This window comes from Spirochaetota bacterium (assembly GCA_017999915.1).
Classification (GTDB): Bacteria; Spirochaetota; UBA4802; order UBA4802; family UBA5550; genus RBG-16-49-21.
In genome coordinates, this window is record JAGNKX010000011.1 from 102,800 (window position 1) to 122,307 (window position 19,508).

The following is a 19,508-nucleotide window of genomic DNA, read 5'->3' on the forward strand; positions in this document are numbered from 1 at the left end:
GGATAGTCGAGGGTCTACACTTTGAGGATGGGGGTGGGGGGGGGGGGGTGGGCGGGGGGTAATCCCCTTCCAATAACTCGGTACATAAATCATTGTCGGTAATCTCGAAAAAATTTTTTTATTGTTTATAATTGATATCAATGCTATAGTTGATATAATTCATAGTACGCCTTCTAATCAAATCAGCAAGATAGTGACATCCATGAAATCAATCTCGCATTTTTCAGGGATAATTATACTATATTGAAAACCACTACAAGGAAAAGCGGATGGAATCAATCATAGGCAAGCACTGGCACCATATTGACATTTCGGAGGTCTCCAGCCTCCTGGGAACGGACACCTCCCACGGTCTGGATATTCACGAACACAGGCGCCGGCTGGATCATTTCGGCCCCAACACCATCACCCAGAAAAAGGGGAAGGGCCCGCTGGTCCGCTTTCTCCTGCAGTTCCATCAGCCCCTGGTTTACATCCTCATTGCCTCGGGCATGGTCACCGGCGTCCTCGGTGAGTGGGTCGACTCAAGCGTCATCTTCGGCGTGGTACTGGTCAATGCACTTATCGGTTTTTTGCAGGAGGCGAAGGCGGTTTCAGCCATTGAAGCGCTGGCGGGAACGGTCCGGACCGAGGCGACGGTCATGCGGGCCGGAAAGCGCGAGCGCGTGGACGCGTCGGAGGTCGTTCCCGGCGACATCATTTTCCTGCAGTCGGGAGACAAGGTGCCCGCGGACATGCGCCTCTTTTCCGTGAAGCAATTCCGGACCGACGAGTCCGCCCTGACCGGCGAGTCGCTCCCGGCCGAAAAAACAGCGGAGCCCCTGGCGGAGGACACAACTCTCGCGGACCGCCGCAACATGGCCTACGCGTCTTCCCTGGTCACCTACGGCCAGGGGGAAGGAATCGTCGTGGCCACCGGCGACGGCACCGAGCTGGGAGCCATTTCCGGGCTCATAGCCGCCGCCCCGGACCTGCAGACGCCGCTGACGAAAAAAATGGCCCGCTTCAGCAGGCTTCTCCTGTACCTGATCCTGGTCCTGGCCGGCGCGACCTTTGGCGTCGGCGTGTGGCGCGGGGAGCCGGCGATGGAGATGTTCATGTCCGCCGTGGCCCTCGCCGTTGGAGCCATTCCCGAGGGCCTCCCCGCGGCCCTCACCATAACGCTGGCCATCGGCGTTTCCCGCATGGCCCGGCGCAATGCCGTGATACGGCGCCTCCCCGCCGTCGAGACACTGGGAAGTACGACCGTCATCTGCTCGGACAAGACCGGAACTCTCACGCAGAACCAGATGACGGTGCAGGCCGTATATGCCGGCGGATCCCTGTACGAGGTAACCGGCACGGGATACAGGCCCGATGGCTCGATACTCCGCGGCGGCACCGCCGCCGATATCGCCGCTGACTCGGCTCTCCGTGAATGCCTCGTTGCGGGACTGCTCTGCAACGACAGTGACCTGAGAAGGTCGGACGGCGGCGAGTGGACCGTCCACGGCGATCCGACAGAAATAGCCCTCATCACCGCGGCTGTCAAAGGAGGCTTGGATTTCGCTTCACTCAAGGCGGCGATGCCGCGAAGGGATGTCATCCCCTTTGAGTCGCAGAACCAGTTCATGGCGACGCTCCATGAAGCCGGCGGCGAATCCCGTATCTATGTCAAGGGAGCCATCGAGGTGGTCCTCGGCTTCTGCAAAAACGCCGCGGACGGCGGCGGCTCCATGGCGCCCCTGGACGCCGGAGCAGTGACGAGGAAGGCGGAATCGATGGCGGGGCGGGGCCTCAGGGTCATAGCCTTCGCCAAAAAGAACACCGGCGGCGAAGGCCTGTCGCAGGAAACCCTTTCCGGCATGACGCTCCTCGGGCTCCAGGGGATGATCGACCCGCCGCGGCCCGAGGCCCTGGGGGCCGTACAGGCCTCCCAGGAAGCCGGCATTGCGGTCAAGATGATTACCGGCGACCACCTGGCCACGGCGCGCTCCATTGCCGCCCGCCTGGGGATACTGGCGGGGGAAACCAATCCAGCGGCGCCGTCGGGGGCCATGGCCGGCGCGGAGATCGAGAGTCTGAGCGACGAAGCCCTGTCCGTCCGCATTGAGGGCACGGCCGTGTTCGCCCGCGTCACCCCGGAGCAGAAGCTGCGCCTGGTGGACGCCCTCCAGGACAGGGGGCACGTGGTCGCCATGACCGGCGACGGCGTGAACGACGCGCCGGCCCTGAAAACGGCCGATATCGGCATCGCCATGGGCATCGCCGGCACCGAGGTGGCGCGCGAAGCGGCGGACATGCTTCTCACCGACGACAATTTCGCCACTATCGAGGCGGCGGTCGAGGAGGGTCGGGGCGTCTTCGACAATCTCACCAAATTCATGGTCTGGACCATCCCCACGAACCTCGGCGAGGGCCTGGTGATCCTCGCGGCGGTCTTCGCCGGCGTCGCCATGCCGATCCTGCCGGTGCAGATCCTCTGGATCAACATGACCACCGCCGTCCTGCTCGGGCTCATGCTCGCCTTCGAGCCGAAGGAGCCGGGGCTGATGACGCGCCCGCCCCGGGACCCGGCGGCGCCGATCATAACCGGCGCCCTGATATTCCGGATCGTGCTGGTGGGTGCGCTCCTGCTGGCGGGCGCCTTCGGCCTTTTCGAGCTTGAAATGGCCGCGTCGGGAAACCTGGCGGTCGCCCGGACAGTGGCGGTGAACGTCTTTGTCATGGGGGAACTGCTCTACCTTTTCAACTGCCGGTCCCTCACCGAATCAATATTCAGGGTCGGTTTTTTCACCAATCCCCTCCTCTTCGCCGGTGTCGCCGCCATGATTCTTCTGCAGCTCGGGTTCACGTATATACCCGCCATGAACTCACTTTTTCACAGCGCCCCGATAGGGCCCGCGCACTGGGGATACATCGTGGCCTGCGCCGTGGCGATTTACGCCATGGTGGGGATGGAGAAAATGATCAGCGGGCGGCTGCGCCGCCGGAGGAATAAAAAAGCCGGGTGATGATTGTATCGTCCGGCTTTGTTGGTTTCTGTTTTCCCTGATGCCTCAGGGCACGCGTTTGACGGTTTTGTCGGATATCATGTCCTTCAGCTCGTTGAGAAGTATCTTTTCATGCTTGTCGATAACACCGTCCTCATGGGCCAGGTGAATTATCTCCTCGTACTCCGCGTTGGTGATAACATGGTCTTCGATGGCCTTTTTGATGACTTCCTCCAATGTTTTTCCGCTTTTTGTCAGCATAGAATCACCTCATTCTTCATTATTTTGTATTGCTCGTTTTATTTCATCAATTGTGTATTTCATTTCAAAAAAATGTTACGAATGATAAACTGTCAATTAAAAATATTATTTATTGGCGACGCAGTTCCTGAATTCAGGGCCTTTGCCATATGGACGGACTCCACCTTGCCAGGGCCGCCATCGACCGCGTCAACAGGTATGACGCGGACCTGCGCGCCTGTTATATCGCCGGCAGGCACGCCGATGTCTTCATCGCGGTCAACATGGAAGCGTACAAGTACTTCGGCGACTACCGGGTACTGATAAATCTCTGGCCGGTCCTGCCCGTCATCACGCCATGACCTTCGAACTGGTGAGCGGATCACCCCGGGAGTTCTTCAAGAATTACACGACAAAATTCGACCAGCTCGGCGGCCTACTCAGCGTACTCTGCGTTAAAAGCTTTTCTCTTGTTATTACCTTAAAATATTCAACGCAGAGGTCGCAGAGGTTTTTTGGGTTTGGCTTTTTTCAAGTAATATAGTGAATCATCAACTTTTTGCTTGCCCTCAGCCACCGTATATACCACTATCATTTCGGATAAGGCTCTTGTGACTCATGAACGTGGTGTAAACCCCATGTTTCATTTTTAATAAGGGGAGATTGACAATAATGAGAAAATATTACCTGGATAATCTGCGCTGGCTCATGATTGTGGTCCTGTTCCCCTACCATGTCCTATTAATATACAGCAGCATAGGGTCCTACTATTTCCACGCCGCCAACTCGGCCATTGCCAATGCCTTCATACTCAGTTTCGCTCCCTGGTTCATGCAACTGCTCTTCACCATTGCCGGAATCGCCGCATATCATTCCCTCAAAAAGAGGGCGGCGGCGGAATATCTGAAAGAAAGAGTGTCGAAGCTCCTCCTCCCCGCGTTGACAGGCGTTATTCTGGTGATACCGGTAAGCACCTATTATGGCTCCCTCTACAATGGCAATACCGGCGGATTCCCGGGCTTCTGGCTCGACATGTTTTCCCACCCTCTGCACTACCTCGGGATTGGCCTACTCGTAGGCCCCCTCTGGTTCCTGTTATACCTTTTCATAGTGTCCCTTGCCGCGTTCCCCCTCATTATGAAATATGAAAAAGGAAAATGGAGGATTCCGATAGAGAAGATATCCATGCCCCTATTGCTGTCGCTGATTATCCCCCTGGCAATTGGAAGCTTTTTCCTGGACCTCTATCCTGAAAAAAGCCTTGTGCAATTCTTCCTGCTCTTCATGTTCGGCTACTTCCTCTTATCAGACGACGGCATCCAGCAAAAACTGGAGGACAAGAGATGGCCGCTTTTCATTTTGTTCCTGGCTTTGACCGCCATCTATCTTGCGATAACCGTACCCGGCTTTGGCACCACGAGAAGCGCCCCCGGCACCTCCACATTCTCATTGTCCGCCCTGCCATCGATGTTTGGAATAAAAATATATGAGAACTCCCTCCTGTGGCTGGGAGTCCTGAGCGTAATGGGCATGGGCAAGCATTACCTGGAATTCAAAAATCGGATGACAATCTATATGTCAGCTGCGTCCTTCGCCATATATATCTTCCACATAGCCTGGGTCAACCTGTTCGCTTACTACATTATTGCCTGGATGCCAGACATGATGGTCCTGCAGGTGATTCTCACCCTGGCCCTGAGCTTTATATTCACCCTGGCCACCTTTGAAGCGGTAAAAAGGATCAAGGGGATCAGGTTTCTTTTCGGGATCAAGTGACGGCGTTGCGCATTTTCCTTGATATATTACCCTGATGAATTAGATTTGCCATAAGAATTCAACCGGAATTCAGCAATGCCATAAACAACAGGGTGTTTTCATGTCGCGCGTTCACATAACCATGCCGGATACATTCATTTTCTCGACCGAGCTCCAGGTGCGCCTCGCCGACGTTGTGGGCGGATTTCACCTGGGCAACCATGTCCTCGTCTCATACTTCAACGAGGCGCTCATGCTCTGCCTGCGCGAGTACGGCTTCCCGACGCCGGAAATAGACGGAGCCGTGCTCATCAACGCGGACCTCGCGGTCATCTATAAAAGCGAGTCGTTTCACGGGGATTTTTTAAAGATCGATGTCGCGGCCGGCAATTTCACCAGGGCGGGATTCGATTTCCATTTCAGGATCACAAACCGGAGAACTGGCAGGGAGACCGCTTCCGCCAAAATGGGAATGCTTTTTTTAAACCATGACACGAGAAAATCCGCTGACATGCCCCGGCGCTTCAGGGATGTCTTTGAAAAAATTGGCTCCGGCGGCAGATAAAACCGGCATTCTCAAGCCTTATTTTTTCGCAACGAATCTCAAATTATAAGGCTCCTTAATCCATTTACCATGTTTTTAATCTTACAAGACTCAAATTCCCTATTAATGAAACAAATAATACCAATTGCTTTTTTATTGCAAAATTTATCCGCCTGATAATTCATGAACCATTAAAATCAAAATTCCCTGGGGTGGGGATCATATGAAATATACACTATTCTTTTGCTGCATGGCTGCAACATTGCTGACAGCCGGATGCAGTTATTCTGCCATCGAAGAGCGAGATAACAGGATAATAAAGAAACTCGCGACCCTTTATAACACAAAACCGACTATCAGAACCCATGAGGTTGCTTATAATGGCAATGGCAATTCGGCCGGTTCTGTGCCGGTTGATACCAATTCCTACGGGGAGGGCCAGACAGTAACCATACTCGGCAATACCGGCAATCTCATGAAAGATGGATACACCTTCATTGGCTGGGCCTTCAATGGTGATGGCAGCGGTACAACCTATCAGGAAGGCCAGACCTTCTCCATGGGAACGTCAAATACAACATTATACGCACTCTGGACGTCAAGACCTACATATTCGATAACATATATGAGTAATGGAAGCACCAGCGGTGCTGTCCCAGCCGGTACGACTAACTATCTACAGGGTACAACAGTCGCCATCCTGGGCAATTCAAGAAGCCTGAAAAAGAACAACTTTACATTTGCAGGATGGAACACACTGACTGATGGAACCGGGACAAATTACTCGCCCGGACAGACCCTCATCATGGGCACATCTAATATTGTATTGTACGCGAAATGGATTACCTTTTCCTTTGTTTTTGATTTCGGCACGTATTCCGGTTCGTATAAAAATGTTTATACCATATGGGCCGAAAATAGCGATGAAGGATTCTATTATCCAATTTATATCTGCAACCGCCTCCAGGGAATCGGGGGAGCATTGACAGGCACGGCCCTTCCATATTGGAAAATCAACAAGTATCCACATATGAAAGACGCCGAGATTGATGCTGTTACAGGGGCTACACAGCAAAATACCAACTTCACCGTGTCATTCAATCTACCGGTGGACGCCCCCCGCCAATTCACGGTATATTTTGAAACAGACGTGTCATATAATCCCAACGATTGGTTTACAGATCAACCTGCTATTTTGTATTCATCAGTGGTTGATATGGACAACCTACAGGACAACTATTCTCTTTCTTTCAAGGGATGGACTGCCAATGAAAAAACAGCAGGGGTAATCCCTGGCGCCGATATTGGAATGCTTCAAGCCGAACTCAGGTATATTACAAATCTAAAAGACGGTTCCGGCTTTGGCGCAGCGGACAGCCGGTCTGAAACCGACCTTGTGGATTCTGCGAATGTTGCCGTGAGTCATTAAGGTAGTCGCACGGGGAAGTCGTGGCAGGTCTGCGTGGAAGTCCCATGGAAGCGGGAGAGCTACTGTATCACGATGGATGATCGATAGATGTATCGGCAGATGTACTGCTTTCTTTGGTTGCAGAAGGTGCAGAACCGATAATTGCAGGTAAAGGTAACAAATTAAAGGACCCTGTTCATAGTATTTCCTTTTATCATGAAAAAATATAATACGGATAATACCGATTGTGTCGCCTTAACCGGACCCGATGTAGGAGCACAATCTCGGATATTCACCGTAGAATAACACTTGCCTTATCCATCTATTCATGATATAAAGATGCAATCCAATCACATCGAGGGGGCATGGTCATGAACAGAACAACGCGTCTCGTTCTCATTCTCCTTGTTTCCATGTCGATTGTAGCCGGAGGAGCCACGGCACGGGCCGGCGATTTCAGCGCCGGCGCTGTAGTCATGTACGGGTGGTGGAAGCCCTTCGCGGCCAACTACCTGAGACAGCTTGACCGAAAGTGGCCGGTACGGACCACCTTTCACATGGAAAACTCCAGCGCCCTCTATGGCCCGGCGCTGGGATACCGAGTTTCCGGCTCCTGGAACCTCTCCTTCACCCTCCTCATGGCCGTCCACGGCCAGATCTCCGCCGCGTCGACCAACCTGACCATGGCGACGGACGGCCTCCACCTTGCCCGGACCGCCATCGACCGCGTCAACAGGTACGACGCGGACCTGCGCGCCTGTTACAATGCCGGCAGGTACGCCGATATCTTCATCGCGGTCAACATGGAAGCGGACAAGTACTTTGGCGACTACCGGGTGCTGATAAATCTCTGGCCGGTCCTGCCCGTTACCCTGCCCCTGGCGGGGTCCCTCCGCTCCTTCCAGTACGACCGCGGCCCCGGCTTTGGCGTGAACCTGAGGCTCGAGCTGGCGAAAAACCTCACGGCGCAGCTGCGGCTCTCCCTCTATGTCATGGGGGGCACGCTGCAGAGATACATCCAGTTCGAGAAGAGGAGGGTCAACACCCACCTCGCCTTCAAGAGCATCGAGGAGGTATTGCTGTCGTATCATATCGAGGCCGCACGGACCACCATCACCCTGGGCGGCAGGTACCACGCCATGACCTTCGCCCTGATGAGCGCGTCCCCCCGGGAGTTCTTCAGGAATTACACGACAAAATTCGACCAGCTCGGCGGGGTGACATGTTCAGCGGCGTACGCCTTTTGACGGCGGTCCTTTGACCTCGGGGGCCAGGTGGGAGGGCATGTTGTCAGGCCTGCCCGCCAGCCCCGGTATCAGCTTCTGGGGCTTCGTGAAGATGGTATAGGGCAGCATGATGGTGCGGATCAGGGTGTTGCTGATGCCGCGCGCGATCGTTATCATCGGCGCGGGCACGACCTTGAGATCGTCGAAGGTCCCGGTCATTCGACAGTAGATGACGATCATTCCCTCGTTCGCTCCCACCAGTAGCCAGCCGATGACCGGTATCAGGCCCACGGCACGGTCGATGGTCTCCAGGGGCCTGACGCCCAGGAGCGCGTCGATCCTGTCGTCTTTCATCATGTATTTGCCGGTGGCCGACATCTGGATGGAGTTGCTGTCGAGGTATAGGTTGTCGAAGGATATGACGCTCTCCTTGATGGTGAGGCGCGACAGCACCGAATTGTAGTGGAACCCCTTTTGCACGAAGTCCGGGTTGCGGTTCAGCACCAGCTTGTAGAAATTGAAGGCGCCGAACATCTTCGACAATGAGTCGAACTTAAGGAGCCTGCCGTTGAACGACGAAAAGAGCAGGTCCCCGTAGATGGAGCCGCTGTTCCCCCAGACCCTGCCCTCCAGGTTCATGGCCCCCTCGACCCACGGCTGCTTCCCGGGGAACACCGTGTCCAGGACCCGTCTTATCTCGAAATTCCTCAGCACGAAGGCGACATCAAAGGCGGTGTTCCGCCCCGGCGTCACGATCACGGTGCCGCCGCCGTTCATGAAGGAGCCCCGGGCCTGCAGCTCCTCCAGGATGAGGGAGCCCTCCCTCGCCACCGCCCGTGATGTGACGCTCTCTATGGGAACGCCGAAGAGGGTCATGCCCTCGATGCCGAAATCGGCGCCGCCGTTGAGCTGCTCGAGGATCACATCTAGGATGGGGCTCCCGCCGCCGCGGCCCCCGCCGACCTCCAGGTTCCTGATACGGACCTTTCCGTGGAAGGTCCTCCGGTCTTCCCGGGTGTAGGTCCCGGAGGCGGACACCACGAGAGGTTCCGATATGAAGTCGAGGCCGGGCGAGCATATGTCCCGGTTACGGATCATGACGGAGCCGCGCAGCCTGATGATATCGTCGCTGAACCGGAACCGCGTATTGTCGAAATGGATCTGACCGGTGATGGAGATTTTGCCGTTCGACCTGACCCGGGCGTACCCGGTCATGGGGCCGTCGATGGAGATGATCTTCGCGCCGAGATGGAGGGTGATGTCAGGGTCGCGAACCTCGATCTCCGGCAGGGAAAACTCGGGCAGCTTCGGGCTGTCGGCGGGGAAATCGGCCGTTATCTCGAGGCGGAGGCGGTCCAGGCGTATGCGCTTCAGCCAGTCGCCCTCGGTAAAGCGCTGGAGCGGCGAGAAGATAAGGGTCACTTCGCCGGCCGACACGTGGTATCCGTCGGGGGGCCCTATCATGACCCGTGTGAAGCTGATGCCCGGCTCCTGGAACATCGCCACATGGAGCCGGCTGACGTTGACCGGCGCGTTGAATTTCCTCTGGAGGTACCGCACCAGGATGCTTTTTACCGGCGCATGGTTGAGGGCATAGTTGATGTCGTCAACGGACCTGAGGGCCGTATAGGCCGCGGCGATGATGAAGAAGAGAATATATATGAAAATTTTTTTTACGTGCTGTGTCATAGCTACCCGCGGCGTCACCGGAGGGAGCCCGGCGGCGCTGCCGCGGATCCCGGTATGTCACCTGATAATACCCAGTTCGAAAAGCCCGTTCCTTATAAACTGCACGGACATGGCCGACAGGATAAGGCCCATCAGCTTCTGCGTTATGGAAATCCCCGTGGCGCCGAGGGCGTCGCTGATATGGTCCGAAAAGAACATCACCACCAACGCCATCAGGAACACCATGACTGAGACACCCACGATGATGCCGAGCTTAATAATATCTCCCTGGGCCTCGGTGCTGAACATGACCAGGGCTGCGATGTTGCCGGGGCCGCAGAGCATCGGGATCGCCAGTGGAAACACCGACACGTCGCGCTCCTCCTCCGGCTGGTCATGGTCGCCGATATCGCGCATCTTGATCCGCGACGCCTGGCCCAGCAGCATTTCCATGGAGATAATAAAAAGCAGGATCCCCCCTGCTACCAGGAAGGATCCTGTCGAAATCCCCAGAAACCCGAGGAGATATCTTCCAAACAGGATAAAGAATACGGAAACCGCTATGGAAATTCCAATAGACCGTATGATTATCCTTTTTCTTTTATGGTCACGATACCCCGCCAGATAGACCAGGAAAACCGGGATCAAACCCAGCGGATCCACCACAAAAAAAAGAGTAAAGAAAACCGTGGGGATGAACTGTACATCCATTTTTGACCTCGGGTTTTATACCTGGGTTACTTAACATGATATGACGACATGAAAAAAAGTCAATTAAAAAGGGCGGGGGTTTTTTGAAAACTCTCAGTAGACATAATCTTAATTAGACATAATATATTTTTATGTCATTTTATTCTTTTTTATTAAACATCTATAATTAATGTTCATATAAAAAGTAGACACTATTTGTATAATGTAACACAGGGGGATATGTAGGGGCATGGCATGCCGTGCCCCTACATATCCCCCTGTGCCCCTACATACCCCCCCGTGCTGTATAAAATATGAATTGATAAAATCCTCCCCCCCTATATCCTTGAAATGTTTTTCCCGGAGGACGTTACATGAAGATCGCCATGGCGCAGATAAACCCGACTATCGCCGACATAACGGGCAACAGGGATAAGATCATATCCTTCATTAATAGAGCGGCGGGCCAGGGCGCCGACCTGGTTATATTCCCGGAAATGGCCACCATCGGCTATCCCCCCATGGACCTCCTGGAGAACCGGAAGCTCATCAGCGACAACCTGGCTTCGATCGGGGAAATAGCGCGCCACTGCACGGAGACAGCGGTCATCTGCGGCTACGTGGACACGGACCCGGAGAACCACCCCCTCCTCTTCAACGCCGCCGCCTTCATGGCCGGCGGCTCCGTCGTGTCGCGGCACTTCAAGACGCTCCTTCCCACCTATGATGTTTTCGACGAGCTCCGCTACTTTTCCCGGGCACGGGAGGAGGCCGTCGTCGAATTCATGGGCCGCCGCATCGGCATCACCATCTGCGAGGACATCTGGAACGACCTTGACTTCTACTCCCAGGGACGCGCCCCCGCGGGCTCGCTGGAGAAATTCGACTACCGCCGCCGCTATGACACGGACCCGATCCAGAAGCTGGCGGACCAGAAGGCGGACCTGATGGTGAACATCTCCGCCTCGCCCTTCACCCGCGGGAAGAACGCCTTCAAGCGCGCCATGATCGCCGACATCGCCCGGCACCACGCCCTTCCGGTGGTCTACGTCAACCAGGTGGGGGGCAACGACAGCCTGGTCTTCGACGGGAACAGCATCGCCTTCGGCAGGGATGGCGCGGTCATCGGCCGGGCGAAATCCTTCGAGGAGGACCTGGCCCTCGTCGACATCGACGCGTCAGCGGCGATCGAGATCGCCGACAGCGACATCGAGGAGATACGCCAGGCCCTGGTCCTGGGGATACGCGACTACGTGCGCAAGTGCGGTTTTAAAAGCGTGGTGATAGGCCTTTCCGGCGGCATCGACTCCGCCCTCACCGCCGCCCTGGCGGCGCAGGCCCTGGGGCCGGAGAACGTCACCGGCATCACCATGCCGTCAGTCTACTCCTCGGAGGGGAGCGTCGACGACTCGCGGATCCTTGCGGAGAACCTGGGTATCCGCTTCGAGACCGTGCCGATCCGCTCCCTCTTCGACGAGTACCGCGCGAGCCTGGCCGGGCTCTTCCGCGGCAAGGCCGAGGATGTGACCGAAGAAAACATCCAGGCGCGGATCAGGGGCAACATACTCATGGCGGTCAGCAACAAGGAAAGGAGCCTGGTGCTGTCCACGGGCAACAAGTCTGAGCTGGCCATGGGATACTGCACCCTCTACGGCGACATGTCCGGCGGCCTCGCGGTCATATCGGACCTTCCCAAGACCCTGGTCTACGACCTGTCGCGCCACATCAACCGCGACAGCGAGATCATACCGGACTCATCCATCACCAAGCCGCCCTCGGCCGAGCTCCGTCCCAACCAGAAGGACCAGGACTCCCTCCCTCCCTACGAGGTGCTGGACCGGATCCTGGAGCTCTACATCGAGGACCGCCTGTCGGCCGACGAGATCATCGCGCAGGGCTTCCCCGAGAGCACGGTGCGACCGGTGCTCCATACCGTGAACATAAACGAGTACAAGCGGCGCCAGGCCGCGCCCGGCATCAAAGTGACCGCAAAGGCCTTCGGCGTGGGCCGCCGCATCCCCCTGGCCCAGCGCTTCAGGCCCTGAGAGGAGGCCCGGTGCAGAACACGAAGATACTGATCATCGAGGACGACCGCCTTACCGCGCTGGACCTCCGCAACACCCTCCGCCGCATCGGCTACAGCGTGAGCGACCCCGTGGCCACCGGGGCCGAGGCCGTCGCCAAGGTGAAGGAGATCAAGCCCGACCTGATCATCACCGACATCTCCCTCGAGGGAGACCTTGACGGCATCGACACCATCCACGTGATCCAGAAGGACCTGGACGTCCCCGTGATCTATTTTACCGCCTACAGCTCGCCGGAGATGTTCAAGCGGGCCCTGGAGACTAACCCCTACGGCTACCTGGTCAAGCCGGTCAGCATGGACGACCTGTACACGACCATCGAGACCGCGCTGAAGCGGAGCGACCTGGAGCGGAAGCTGCGGATCAGCGAGATCAGGTTCCGCCTGGCCTTCGAAAACGCCATGGACGCCATGATCTGGGCCGACGCGGTGACCGGCATGGTGATCGACTGCAACCGCTCCGCCGAATGGCTCTTCGAGATGAAGCGGGATGAAATGGTCCGTCTCCACTTCACCGCGCTCCATCCCAGGACCTACGGAGAAGCGATCAAGAGCGTTTTCGAGGAAAAGACCAAGGGAAGCGCGGAGCCGGTGGAGGTTCCCATCGTCACGAAGAGAGGCGCGATCAAGATAGTAACCATCAACACCTCGGTCACCCGCATGGAGGAGCGCGTCGTGATCCAGGGGATCTTCCGCGACATCACCCAGCAGAAAGAGGCCGAAGCGGCCCTGCAGCTGAACCAGACGCGCCTCCAGGCCCTCATCAGCCTGGGCCAGAAATCCGCCCACCTCCACGAGCGGGAGATCATCGACCTGGGCATAGAGGAGGCGGTCCGCCTGACCCGGAGCAGGATCGGCTACCTGCACTTCATAGAATCCGACAAAAACATGGTGCAGTATTACGCCTGGTCCCGGGAGGCCATGAGCACCTGCACCGCGACCGCCGGCACCCATCACCCCCTGGGCCAGGCAGGCATATGGGCGGACTGCGCCCGGACCGGGAGGCCCGTGATGCACAACGACTACGGGTCCGCGCCGGGGAGAAAGGGGCTCCCGCCGGGGCACACCGCCGTGTACCGGCACATGTCCGTGCCGGTAATGGAGCAGGACCGCGTCGCCATGATCATCGGCGTGGGCAACAAGGATACCGATTACGACGAAAGCGACGCGAACATGCTGGAGCTCCTGGCCGAGGACATATGGAAGATCATCGAACGGAAGCGGGCCGACAACGCCCTCAGGGAAAGCGAGGAGCGGTACCGCGCCCTCTTCGAGGAGTCGCCGGAGCCGATCGTTCTCTTCGACATCGACGGGTTCATCCTCAACGTCAACCCGGCGTACATGTCCCACACCGGCTATTCCCGCGAGGATGCGGTGGGGCTCAACCTGACGGAGCTTCCCATCCTCGACAGGGAAACCATACCGGACTACATCGCCCTCTACCGTGAGATCATACGGTCCCGCCAGCTTCACCGGCTGGAGTTGCCCATCTATCACCGGGACGGGACGAAGATGTTCGTCGAGATCTTCGTCTCTCCCATCATGAAAAACGACCGGATCACCGGCTTCCAGGTGGTCGCCCGCGACATATCGGCGCGCAAAAAACTCGAGGAAAACCTCCAGGAGGCGAAGGAGATGCTGGAGCTGCGGGTCCGGGAGCGCACCAAGAAGCTCGTTAACGAGATCGAGGAGCGCGTGAGGACCGAGATCAAGCTCCGCGAGGGCGAGGAGGTGGCGCGGGCCCTCATCAACTCCCCCAGCGAGCCGGTCATCCTCGTCACGGTGGACGGCACCATCCTGGACGCCAACGCCGAGTACGAAAAGCGGCTTCACCGCCCCAAGGCCGAGATCCTGGGGAAATCGCTGTTCGACTTCATCGATGACGTGAGTTCCGCGCGCTACCGCGAGAAGATAAGCGCGGTCTTCGGAACGGGGAAGGCTGTGCGCTTCGAGCACCACCTCGGCGGAGGATGGTACGACACGATCATCTACCCGGTGCCGGACCACCGGGGGACCGTGACCAAGCTCGCCGTCTTCGCCCATGACATCACCGAGACGCGGCGCCTGCAGAAGGACATCATGGCGATCAGCGAGCTGGAGCGCCAGCGGATCGGCCAGGAGCTTCACGACGGCCTGGGCCAGAAGCTGACCGGCATCGCCTTCCTGGCCGAGGCGCTGAAGGGCTCCATGAAGGAAAAGGGATACCCGGAGGTGGAGGACATCGAGGAGATTTCATCCAACATAGCTGAATCGATCGACCACGCCCGGAAGATATCCAGCGGCCTCTGGACCACGCGCCTGGAGTCGTACGACGCGGAGGGGGCCCTGCGGGAGCTGGCGGACGACACGGAAATACTCTTCGGCATAACCTGCCATCTCGAGAACAGGGTAACGGAGCCGATCGTCAACTCATCCGTGGTGATAAACCTCTACTTCATCTGCCGCGAGTCGATCAACAACGCCATCAAGCACGGCCGCGCCGGCCGAATCGATATAGTCCTTTCCGACGATCCGGAGTGTATCCACCTGGAGATCCTCGACAACGGCTCGGGCGCTCCGGATTCGTTCCGCAATAAGACCGGCATCGGCCTGCGCATCATGCAGTACCGGGCCGGCATCATCGGCGGCACCTGCGCCTTTGAGAGCACCCCCGGTGGATTTATTGTGCGGACGGCCATACGGAAGGAATTCATAGAGACATATCTCTAAAACTATTTATAGCGGAATCTGTTATTCCTTAAATCCCCTGAATCATTATTGACAGGTCACCGGTATGTGTACTATACTATAAAATGTTAAGACAGTTAGATTCCTCCCCCTTGATGGGGGAGGCCAGGCGGGGGAAACTAATCACTGACACCCTCCCCTATCCCCTCCCATCAAGGGAGGGGGAGATCATTACGAAGTATGCAAAAATAACGTCTCCAACAGCCCATGGATGGTTAAATGCGCTATGGCCGATAAAAACAACATCAAGATCATAATCGTCGACGATCATCCCCTGGTGCGCCAGGGCATGAAAAAGGTCATAGAGCGGGAGCAGGACCTCACGGTCATCAGCGAGGCCGGCAGCGCCGAGGAAGCCATCCGCTGCATCAACCACGAGGAGCCGGACCTGGCCATCGTCGATATTTCCCTGGAAAGCGAGGTCAGCGGCATCGACCTGATCAAGGCCCTGCGGGACCGCTACGGCAGGATCAAGACCCTGGTCCTGTCCATGCACGACGAGAACGTGTACGCCGAGCGGGCCCTCAAGGCCGGGGCCCGGGGCTACGTGGCAAAGAAAGAGGCCCCGGCGGTGATCATCGAGGCGATCCGGGTCGTCATGAAGGGAGAGCTCTACCTGAGCAGCAGGATATCCATGAAGATCATCGACCGCCTGTTCCAGGGAAAGGAGGGAGGCGCGGAATCGATGCCGGAGACCCTATCCGACCGGGAGCTGGAGATTTTCCGCATGATCGGCTCAGGCCTGAGCACCGGCGATATAGCCAAAAAGCTCAACATCAGCGTGAACACCATCGAGAGCCACCGGAAGAAGATAAAAGACAAGCTGGGAATTCAAAAAGGCTCGGAGCTGGTCAAGGCGGCCGTCCAGTGGGTCTCGTCCCAGCAAAGCTGACATGCCCATAACAGAATCCACCACCGTTTATAACAGATTCTGAAGCTCAAAACCCCATCATATGCTATTGTCCCCCGGTGCACCTGCCGGTATATTATAGCCATCACGAGGCAAAGGCGGGGCATTGTGAACACAATAATCAACAGATCCAGCGTTTCAATGGATACGATCCTCAAGAGCAAGGAGATCTATCACACCGCTTTTGACATGTCGAGCTCGCCCCAGGCCATCGTGAGCCTTGACCGGCGCATCATGCGCACCAACCGTGCCTTTTCCCGGGTGACCGGTTACTCCGAGATCGACCTCATGAGCCTTACCCTGCAGGACATCCTGATAGCGAACGCCCCTGAGAACGCCGATACCCGCGCGCAGGACCTGGAGCTGGGCGCCGGCTGCCAGATAGAGGCCGATTACATACGCAAGAACGGCAGCATACGCCGCGGCCGGTTCTGGTTTCATCTCATGAAAGACCGCGACACAGGACCGGTCTGCTGGGTGCTTATTATGGAAGACCTTACCGCCTCCCGGGCCGCCGATGATGCCATCAGGGACTACAACCAGCTGTTCAATCATTTCATCGGCAGCAGCGGCGACTCCATCATTTTCCTGGACGATGAGGGAAAAATCCTCTACATGAACAAAACCGCCCTGCGGCAGATGGGCGTCAGCGGCATGGATGACGCCATCCATGGGAGCTTCGCCGACTTCTGGAAAGGCGTCGAAAAGGCGGCGGTCGATATGGCCATCAAGCTGGCCGTCATGGGCATGGGCGGCTCCTTCCAGGGATCCCTTGCCGGGTCCGAGGGCATGGACCCCACGTGGTGGGACGTCACCATCACTCCCATGGCGGGCGACTCGGAAAAGGTGGAGCGGCTCATGGTCGTTTCCCGCGACATCACCGACCAAAAAAGAATGGAACAGGTGATGGACGAGATGCGCAAGAGCCTGGAGCAGCTGGACCGCAGCGCGGCCAGTGAGCTCGACGAGGCGGAAGAGCGCCATGCCGCGGAAAAAGAGATGCTGACAAAAGCCCTGGTGAAGGCGGAAGCCCTGGTCCGCGAAAAAGAAACACTCCTCACGGAGATACATCACCGCGTAAAGAACAACATGCAGGCCATCGCCTGCCTGATAAACCTCCAGTCGTCCAGGATCGGCGACGGGGAGACGGCAGGTATGCTCCGCAGCTGCAGCGAGCGCATCTGCTCGATGTCGAAGGTCCATGAGAAGCTGTCCACATCGGACAACCCGGGCCATATCGATATCCGCGAATACATCGGGGAACTGGCGGCGGAGCTGCTCCATTCCAGCGGGAAGAAGGGCCAGGTATCCATCGTGACCGCCGATGTGGACCGGATTTTCATGGGCATCAAGGAAGCCGTTCCATGCGGCCTCATGATCACCGAGATAGTGGGGAACGCGATGAAATATGCATTCCCGGAGGGACGGGACGGCGTCATCACCATAAGCCTGAAACGGAGCCGCCGCGGCGTCAACACCCTGATGATAGGCGACAACGGCATCGGCCTCCCCGGCGGGGTCAACTTCGAAACGGCGACGACCCTGGGCATGGAGCTTGTCAGCGAGCTCACCAAGCAGATCAAGGGGAGCGTATCGGTCGTTTCGGACGGCGGCACAGCCTATACGATACGCTTTAAGGGCGATACCCTGTCGGAATCCGTCTGACACGCTATCAGGGATTCCCTGACGAACCCATAACGTAAGCCGTCTCCGATAAACCACGGACACGTCTATTGACGAAGGGAGCGTTAAGGAGTATACTTAAGACAGTTATAGTAGATCTTCATAAACAACCTCATAACCCCCCGGCGTTCAATGGGAGGAGGAAGATGAAAACTCCTCCCATTGCGCCACCCTTCTCAACGATCCCTTATTAGTATTGACATGAACCCTACGGCCCATGGTATAGTGCCCTGACACATTACTGGTCATGGCCGGGAAAAGCATGATTACCACAGGAGAAGAAGGATGATCCCCATCAGAACGCTGAGCGATCTCACCACGGCCGAGCTCGACCGCCTCTTCAACCGCTTCGGAGAGGACTTCACCTCGGTCATGATCGACACGGTCATACCCATCGTCAACGACGTGCGGAAGTCCGGCGACAGGGCCGTGGCGGCCTATACTGAAAAATTCGACGGCGTGAAGCTCGATTCCATTATCGCCACCCATGAGGAGCTCGAGGCGGGGCGGAGAAACACGCCCCAGGGCCTTTACAGCGCCTTCCTGGAAGCCAAGCAAAATATAGAAGAGTTCCACCGGCTCCAGGTCAGGGAAAACATCGCCCGCGACCGGGGCGACGGCTCGGTCCTGGGGGTCAAGTACGAAGCCATCGAAAGCGCCGCGGTCTACGTCCCCGGCGGCAAGGCGTCCTATCCCTCCTCCGTGCTCATGGGAGTCATCCCGGCCCAGATCGCCGGCGTGGAGAAGATCACCCTCATCACGCCCCCGGCCAAAAACGGCAATCTCCCGGACATCATAGGAGCCATCTGCTCCATGCTGAACATATCCTCGGTGGTCAAGTCAGGCGGCGCCCAGGGGATAGCCGCCGCGGGCCTCGGCACCGAGAGCGTGCCCAAGGCCGATATTATCGTGGGGCCGGGAAACATCTACGTGACCGCGGCCAAGACCTACCTCTTCAGCCTCGGCGCGGTCCAGATCGACTCACTGGCAGGCCCCAGCGAGGTCCTCATCATCGCCGACGGCCGCGCGAACCCGAAATGGGTCGCCTGGGACCTCCTCTCACAGGCCGAGCACGACGAGATGGCCATCGCCATCCTCCTCACCACGTCCCGGGACCTGGCGGAGCGGGTGCGCGACGAAATCGAGAAAGACATCGCCTCCGGCGGCGGCCGCCACGACATCAAGAAAAAGTCGATCGAAAAGAGCGGGCTGATCCTCCTGGTCGAAGACGTAGCCGAGGCGGTGGAATTCTCCAACCGCTACGGCCCGGAGCACATGGAGGTCATGGTGGAGAACCCGATGGAGTGGCTGGGCCGCATCAGGAACGTCGGCTCCCTCTTCCTGGGAGACTACGCCCCGGTGGCGGTGGGCGACTACTATTCCGGCACGAACCACATTCTGCCCACGGGGGGCGCGGCGCGCTTCTCCTCCGGAACGTCCGTGGACACCTTCATGAGGCGCACCACCTACCAGCTCATGTCCCGCCAGGCCCTGGCCCGGGCCCGGGGCCCGGTGAGCGCCATGTCGGAGGTGGAAGGCTTCCAGGACAAGCACGGGGGGTCCGTGAACGTGCGTTTTGAGGAATCGTAGGACAGGGAAAGG

14 protein-coding genes are annotated in these 19,508 nt (G+C 57.4%); 11 read left to right on the forward strand and 3 right to left on the reverse strand.

The genetic code is table 11. The annotated features are described in order from the left end of the window. Window positions 1–269 precede the first annotated feature (269 nt). Complete coding sequence (locus tag KA369_16260) at window positions 270–2,993, forward strand: cation-transporting P-type ATPase (GenBank protein MBP7737535.1); 2,724 nt, start codon at window positions 270–272, stop codon at window positions 2,991–2,993. 45 nt (window positions 2,994–3,038) lie between these two features. Here KA369_16260 and KA369_16265 read toward each other — a convergent pair whose 3' ends face one another. Beyond that, window positions 3,039–3,233 (reverse strand): hypothetical protein, encoded by a 195-nt coding sequence (locus KA369_16265; protein MBP7737536.1) that lies wholly within the window; start codon window positions 3,231–3,233, stop codon window positions 3,039–3,041. 149 nt (window positions 3,234–3,382) lie between these two features. On the opposite strand from KA369_16265, the gene KA369_16270 reads away from it, so the two are divergent. From KA369_16270 to KA369_16290, 5 genes are all read left to right on the forward strand, one after another. After that, window positions 3,383–3,574 carry a hypothetical protein gene (locus KA369_16270; GenBank protein MBP7737537.1) on the forward strand — a complete coding sequence of 64 codons (192 nt, stop codon included), beginning with the start codon at window positions 3,383–3,385 and terminating at the stop codon, window positions 3,572–3,574. A 310-nt stretch (window positions 3,575–3,884) separates the two neighbouring features. Then, a complete protein-coding gene (locus KA369_16275; GenBank protein MBP7737538.1) occupies window positions 3,885–4,988 on the forward strand; it encodes an acyltransferase family protein in 1,104 nt (367 codons plus the stop codon). A 100-nt stretch (window positions 4,989–5,088) separates the two neighbouring features. Continuing rightward, a complete protein-coding gene (locus KA369_16280; protein ID MBP7737539.1) occupies window positions 5,089–5,532 on the forward strand; it encodes a thioesterase family protein in 444 nt (147 codons plus the stop codon). Between the two features lie 202 nt (window positions 5,533–5,734). Continuing rightward, the gene (locus KA369_16285; protein ID MBP7737540.1) at window positions 5,735–6,940 is read left to right on the forward strand and encodes an InlB B-repeat-containing protein; all 1,206 of its coding nucleotides are present in this window, start codon (window positions 5,735–5,737) and stop codon (window positions 6,938–6,940) included. 350 nt (window positions 6,941–7,290) lie between these two features. Continuing rightward, window positions 7,291–8,166, forward strand: coding sequence for a hypothetical protein (locus KA369_16290; protein MBP7737541.1), 876 nt, complete (start codon window positions 7,291–7,293; stop codon window positions 8,164–8,166). Here the strand turns inward: KA369_16290 and KA369_16295 are convergent. Together KA369_16295 and KA369_16300 are read right to left on the reverse strand one after the other, a co-directional pair. Beyond that, window positions 8,146–9,834 carry an AsmA-like C-terminal domain-containing protein gene (locus tag KA369_16295; protein ID MBP7737542.1) on the reverse strand — a complete coding sequence of 563 codons (1,689 nt, stop codon included), beginning with the start codon at window positions 9,832–9,834 and terminating at the stop codon, window positions 8,146–8,148. The two genes, KA369_16290 and KA369_16295, sit on opposite strands and share 21 nt — an antisense overlap. Before the next feature lie 57 nt (window positions 9,835–9,891). After that, window positions 9,892–10,524 carry a MarC family protein gene (locus KA369_16300; GenBank protein ID MBP7737543.1) on the reverse strand — a complete coding sequence of 211 codons (633 nt, stop codon included), beginning with the start codon at window positions 10,522–10,524 and terminating at the stop codon, window positions 9,892–9,894. Window positions 10,525–10,877: 353 nt separating this feature from the next. Between KA369_16300 and KA369_16305 the strand changes: the two genes are divergently transcribed. The 5 genes from KA369_16305 (at window position 10,878) to hisD (ending at window position 19,496) form a co-directional block, all read left to right on the forward strand. After that, on the forward strand, window positions 10,878–12,548 hold the full coding sequence (locus tag KA369_16305; protein ID MBP7737544.1) for an NAD+ synthase: 1,671 nt from the start codon (window positions 10,878–10,880) through the stop codon (window positions 12,546–12,548). Window positions 12,549–12,559: 11 nt separating this feature from the next. After that, the gene (locus KA369_16310; GenBank protein ID MBP7737545.1) at window positions 12,560–15,295 is read left to right on the forward strand and encodes a PAS domain S-box protein; all 2,736 of its coding nucleotides are present in this window, start codon (window positions 12,560–12,562) and stop codon (window positions 15,293–15,295) included. 244 nt (window positions 15,296–15,539) lie between these two features. Further along, on the forward strand, window positions 15,540–16,205 hold the full coding sequence (locus KA369_16315; GenBank protein MBP7737546.1) for a response regulator transcription factor: 666 nt from the start codon (window positions 15,540–15,542) through the stop codon (window positions 16,203–16,205). Between the two features lie 126 nt (window positions 16,206–16,331). Next, complete coding sequence (locus KA369_16320) at window positions 16,332–17,888, forward strand: PAS domain S-box protein (protein MBP7737547.1); 1,557 nt, start codon at window positions 16,332–16,334, stop codon at window positions 17,886–17,888. 303 nt (window positions 17,889–18,191) lie between these two features. After that, on the forward strand, window positions 18,192–19,496 hold the full coding sequence (hisD, locus tag KA369_16325; protein ID MBP7737548.1) for a histidinol dehydrogenase: 1,305 nt from the start codon (window positions 18,192–18,194) through the stop codon (window positions 19,494–19,496). Window positions 19,497–19,508: the final 12 nt, after the last annotated feature.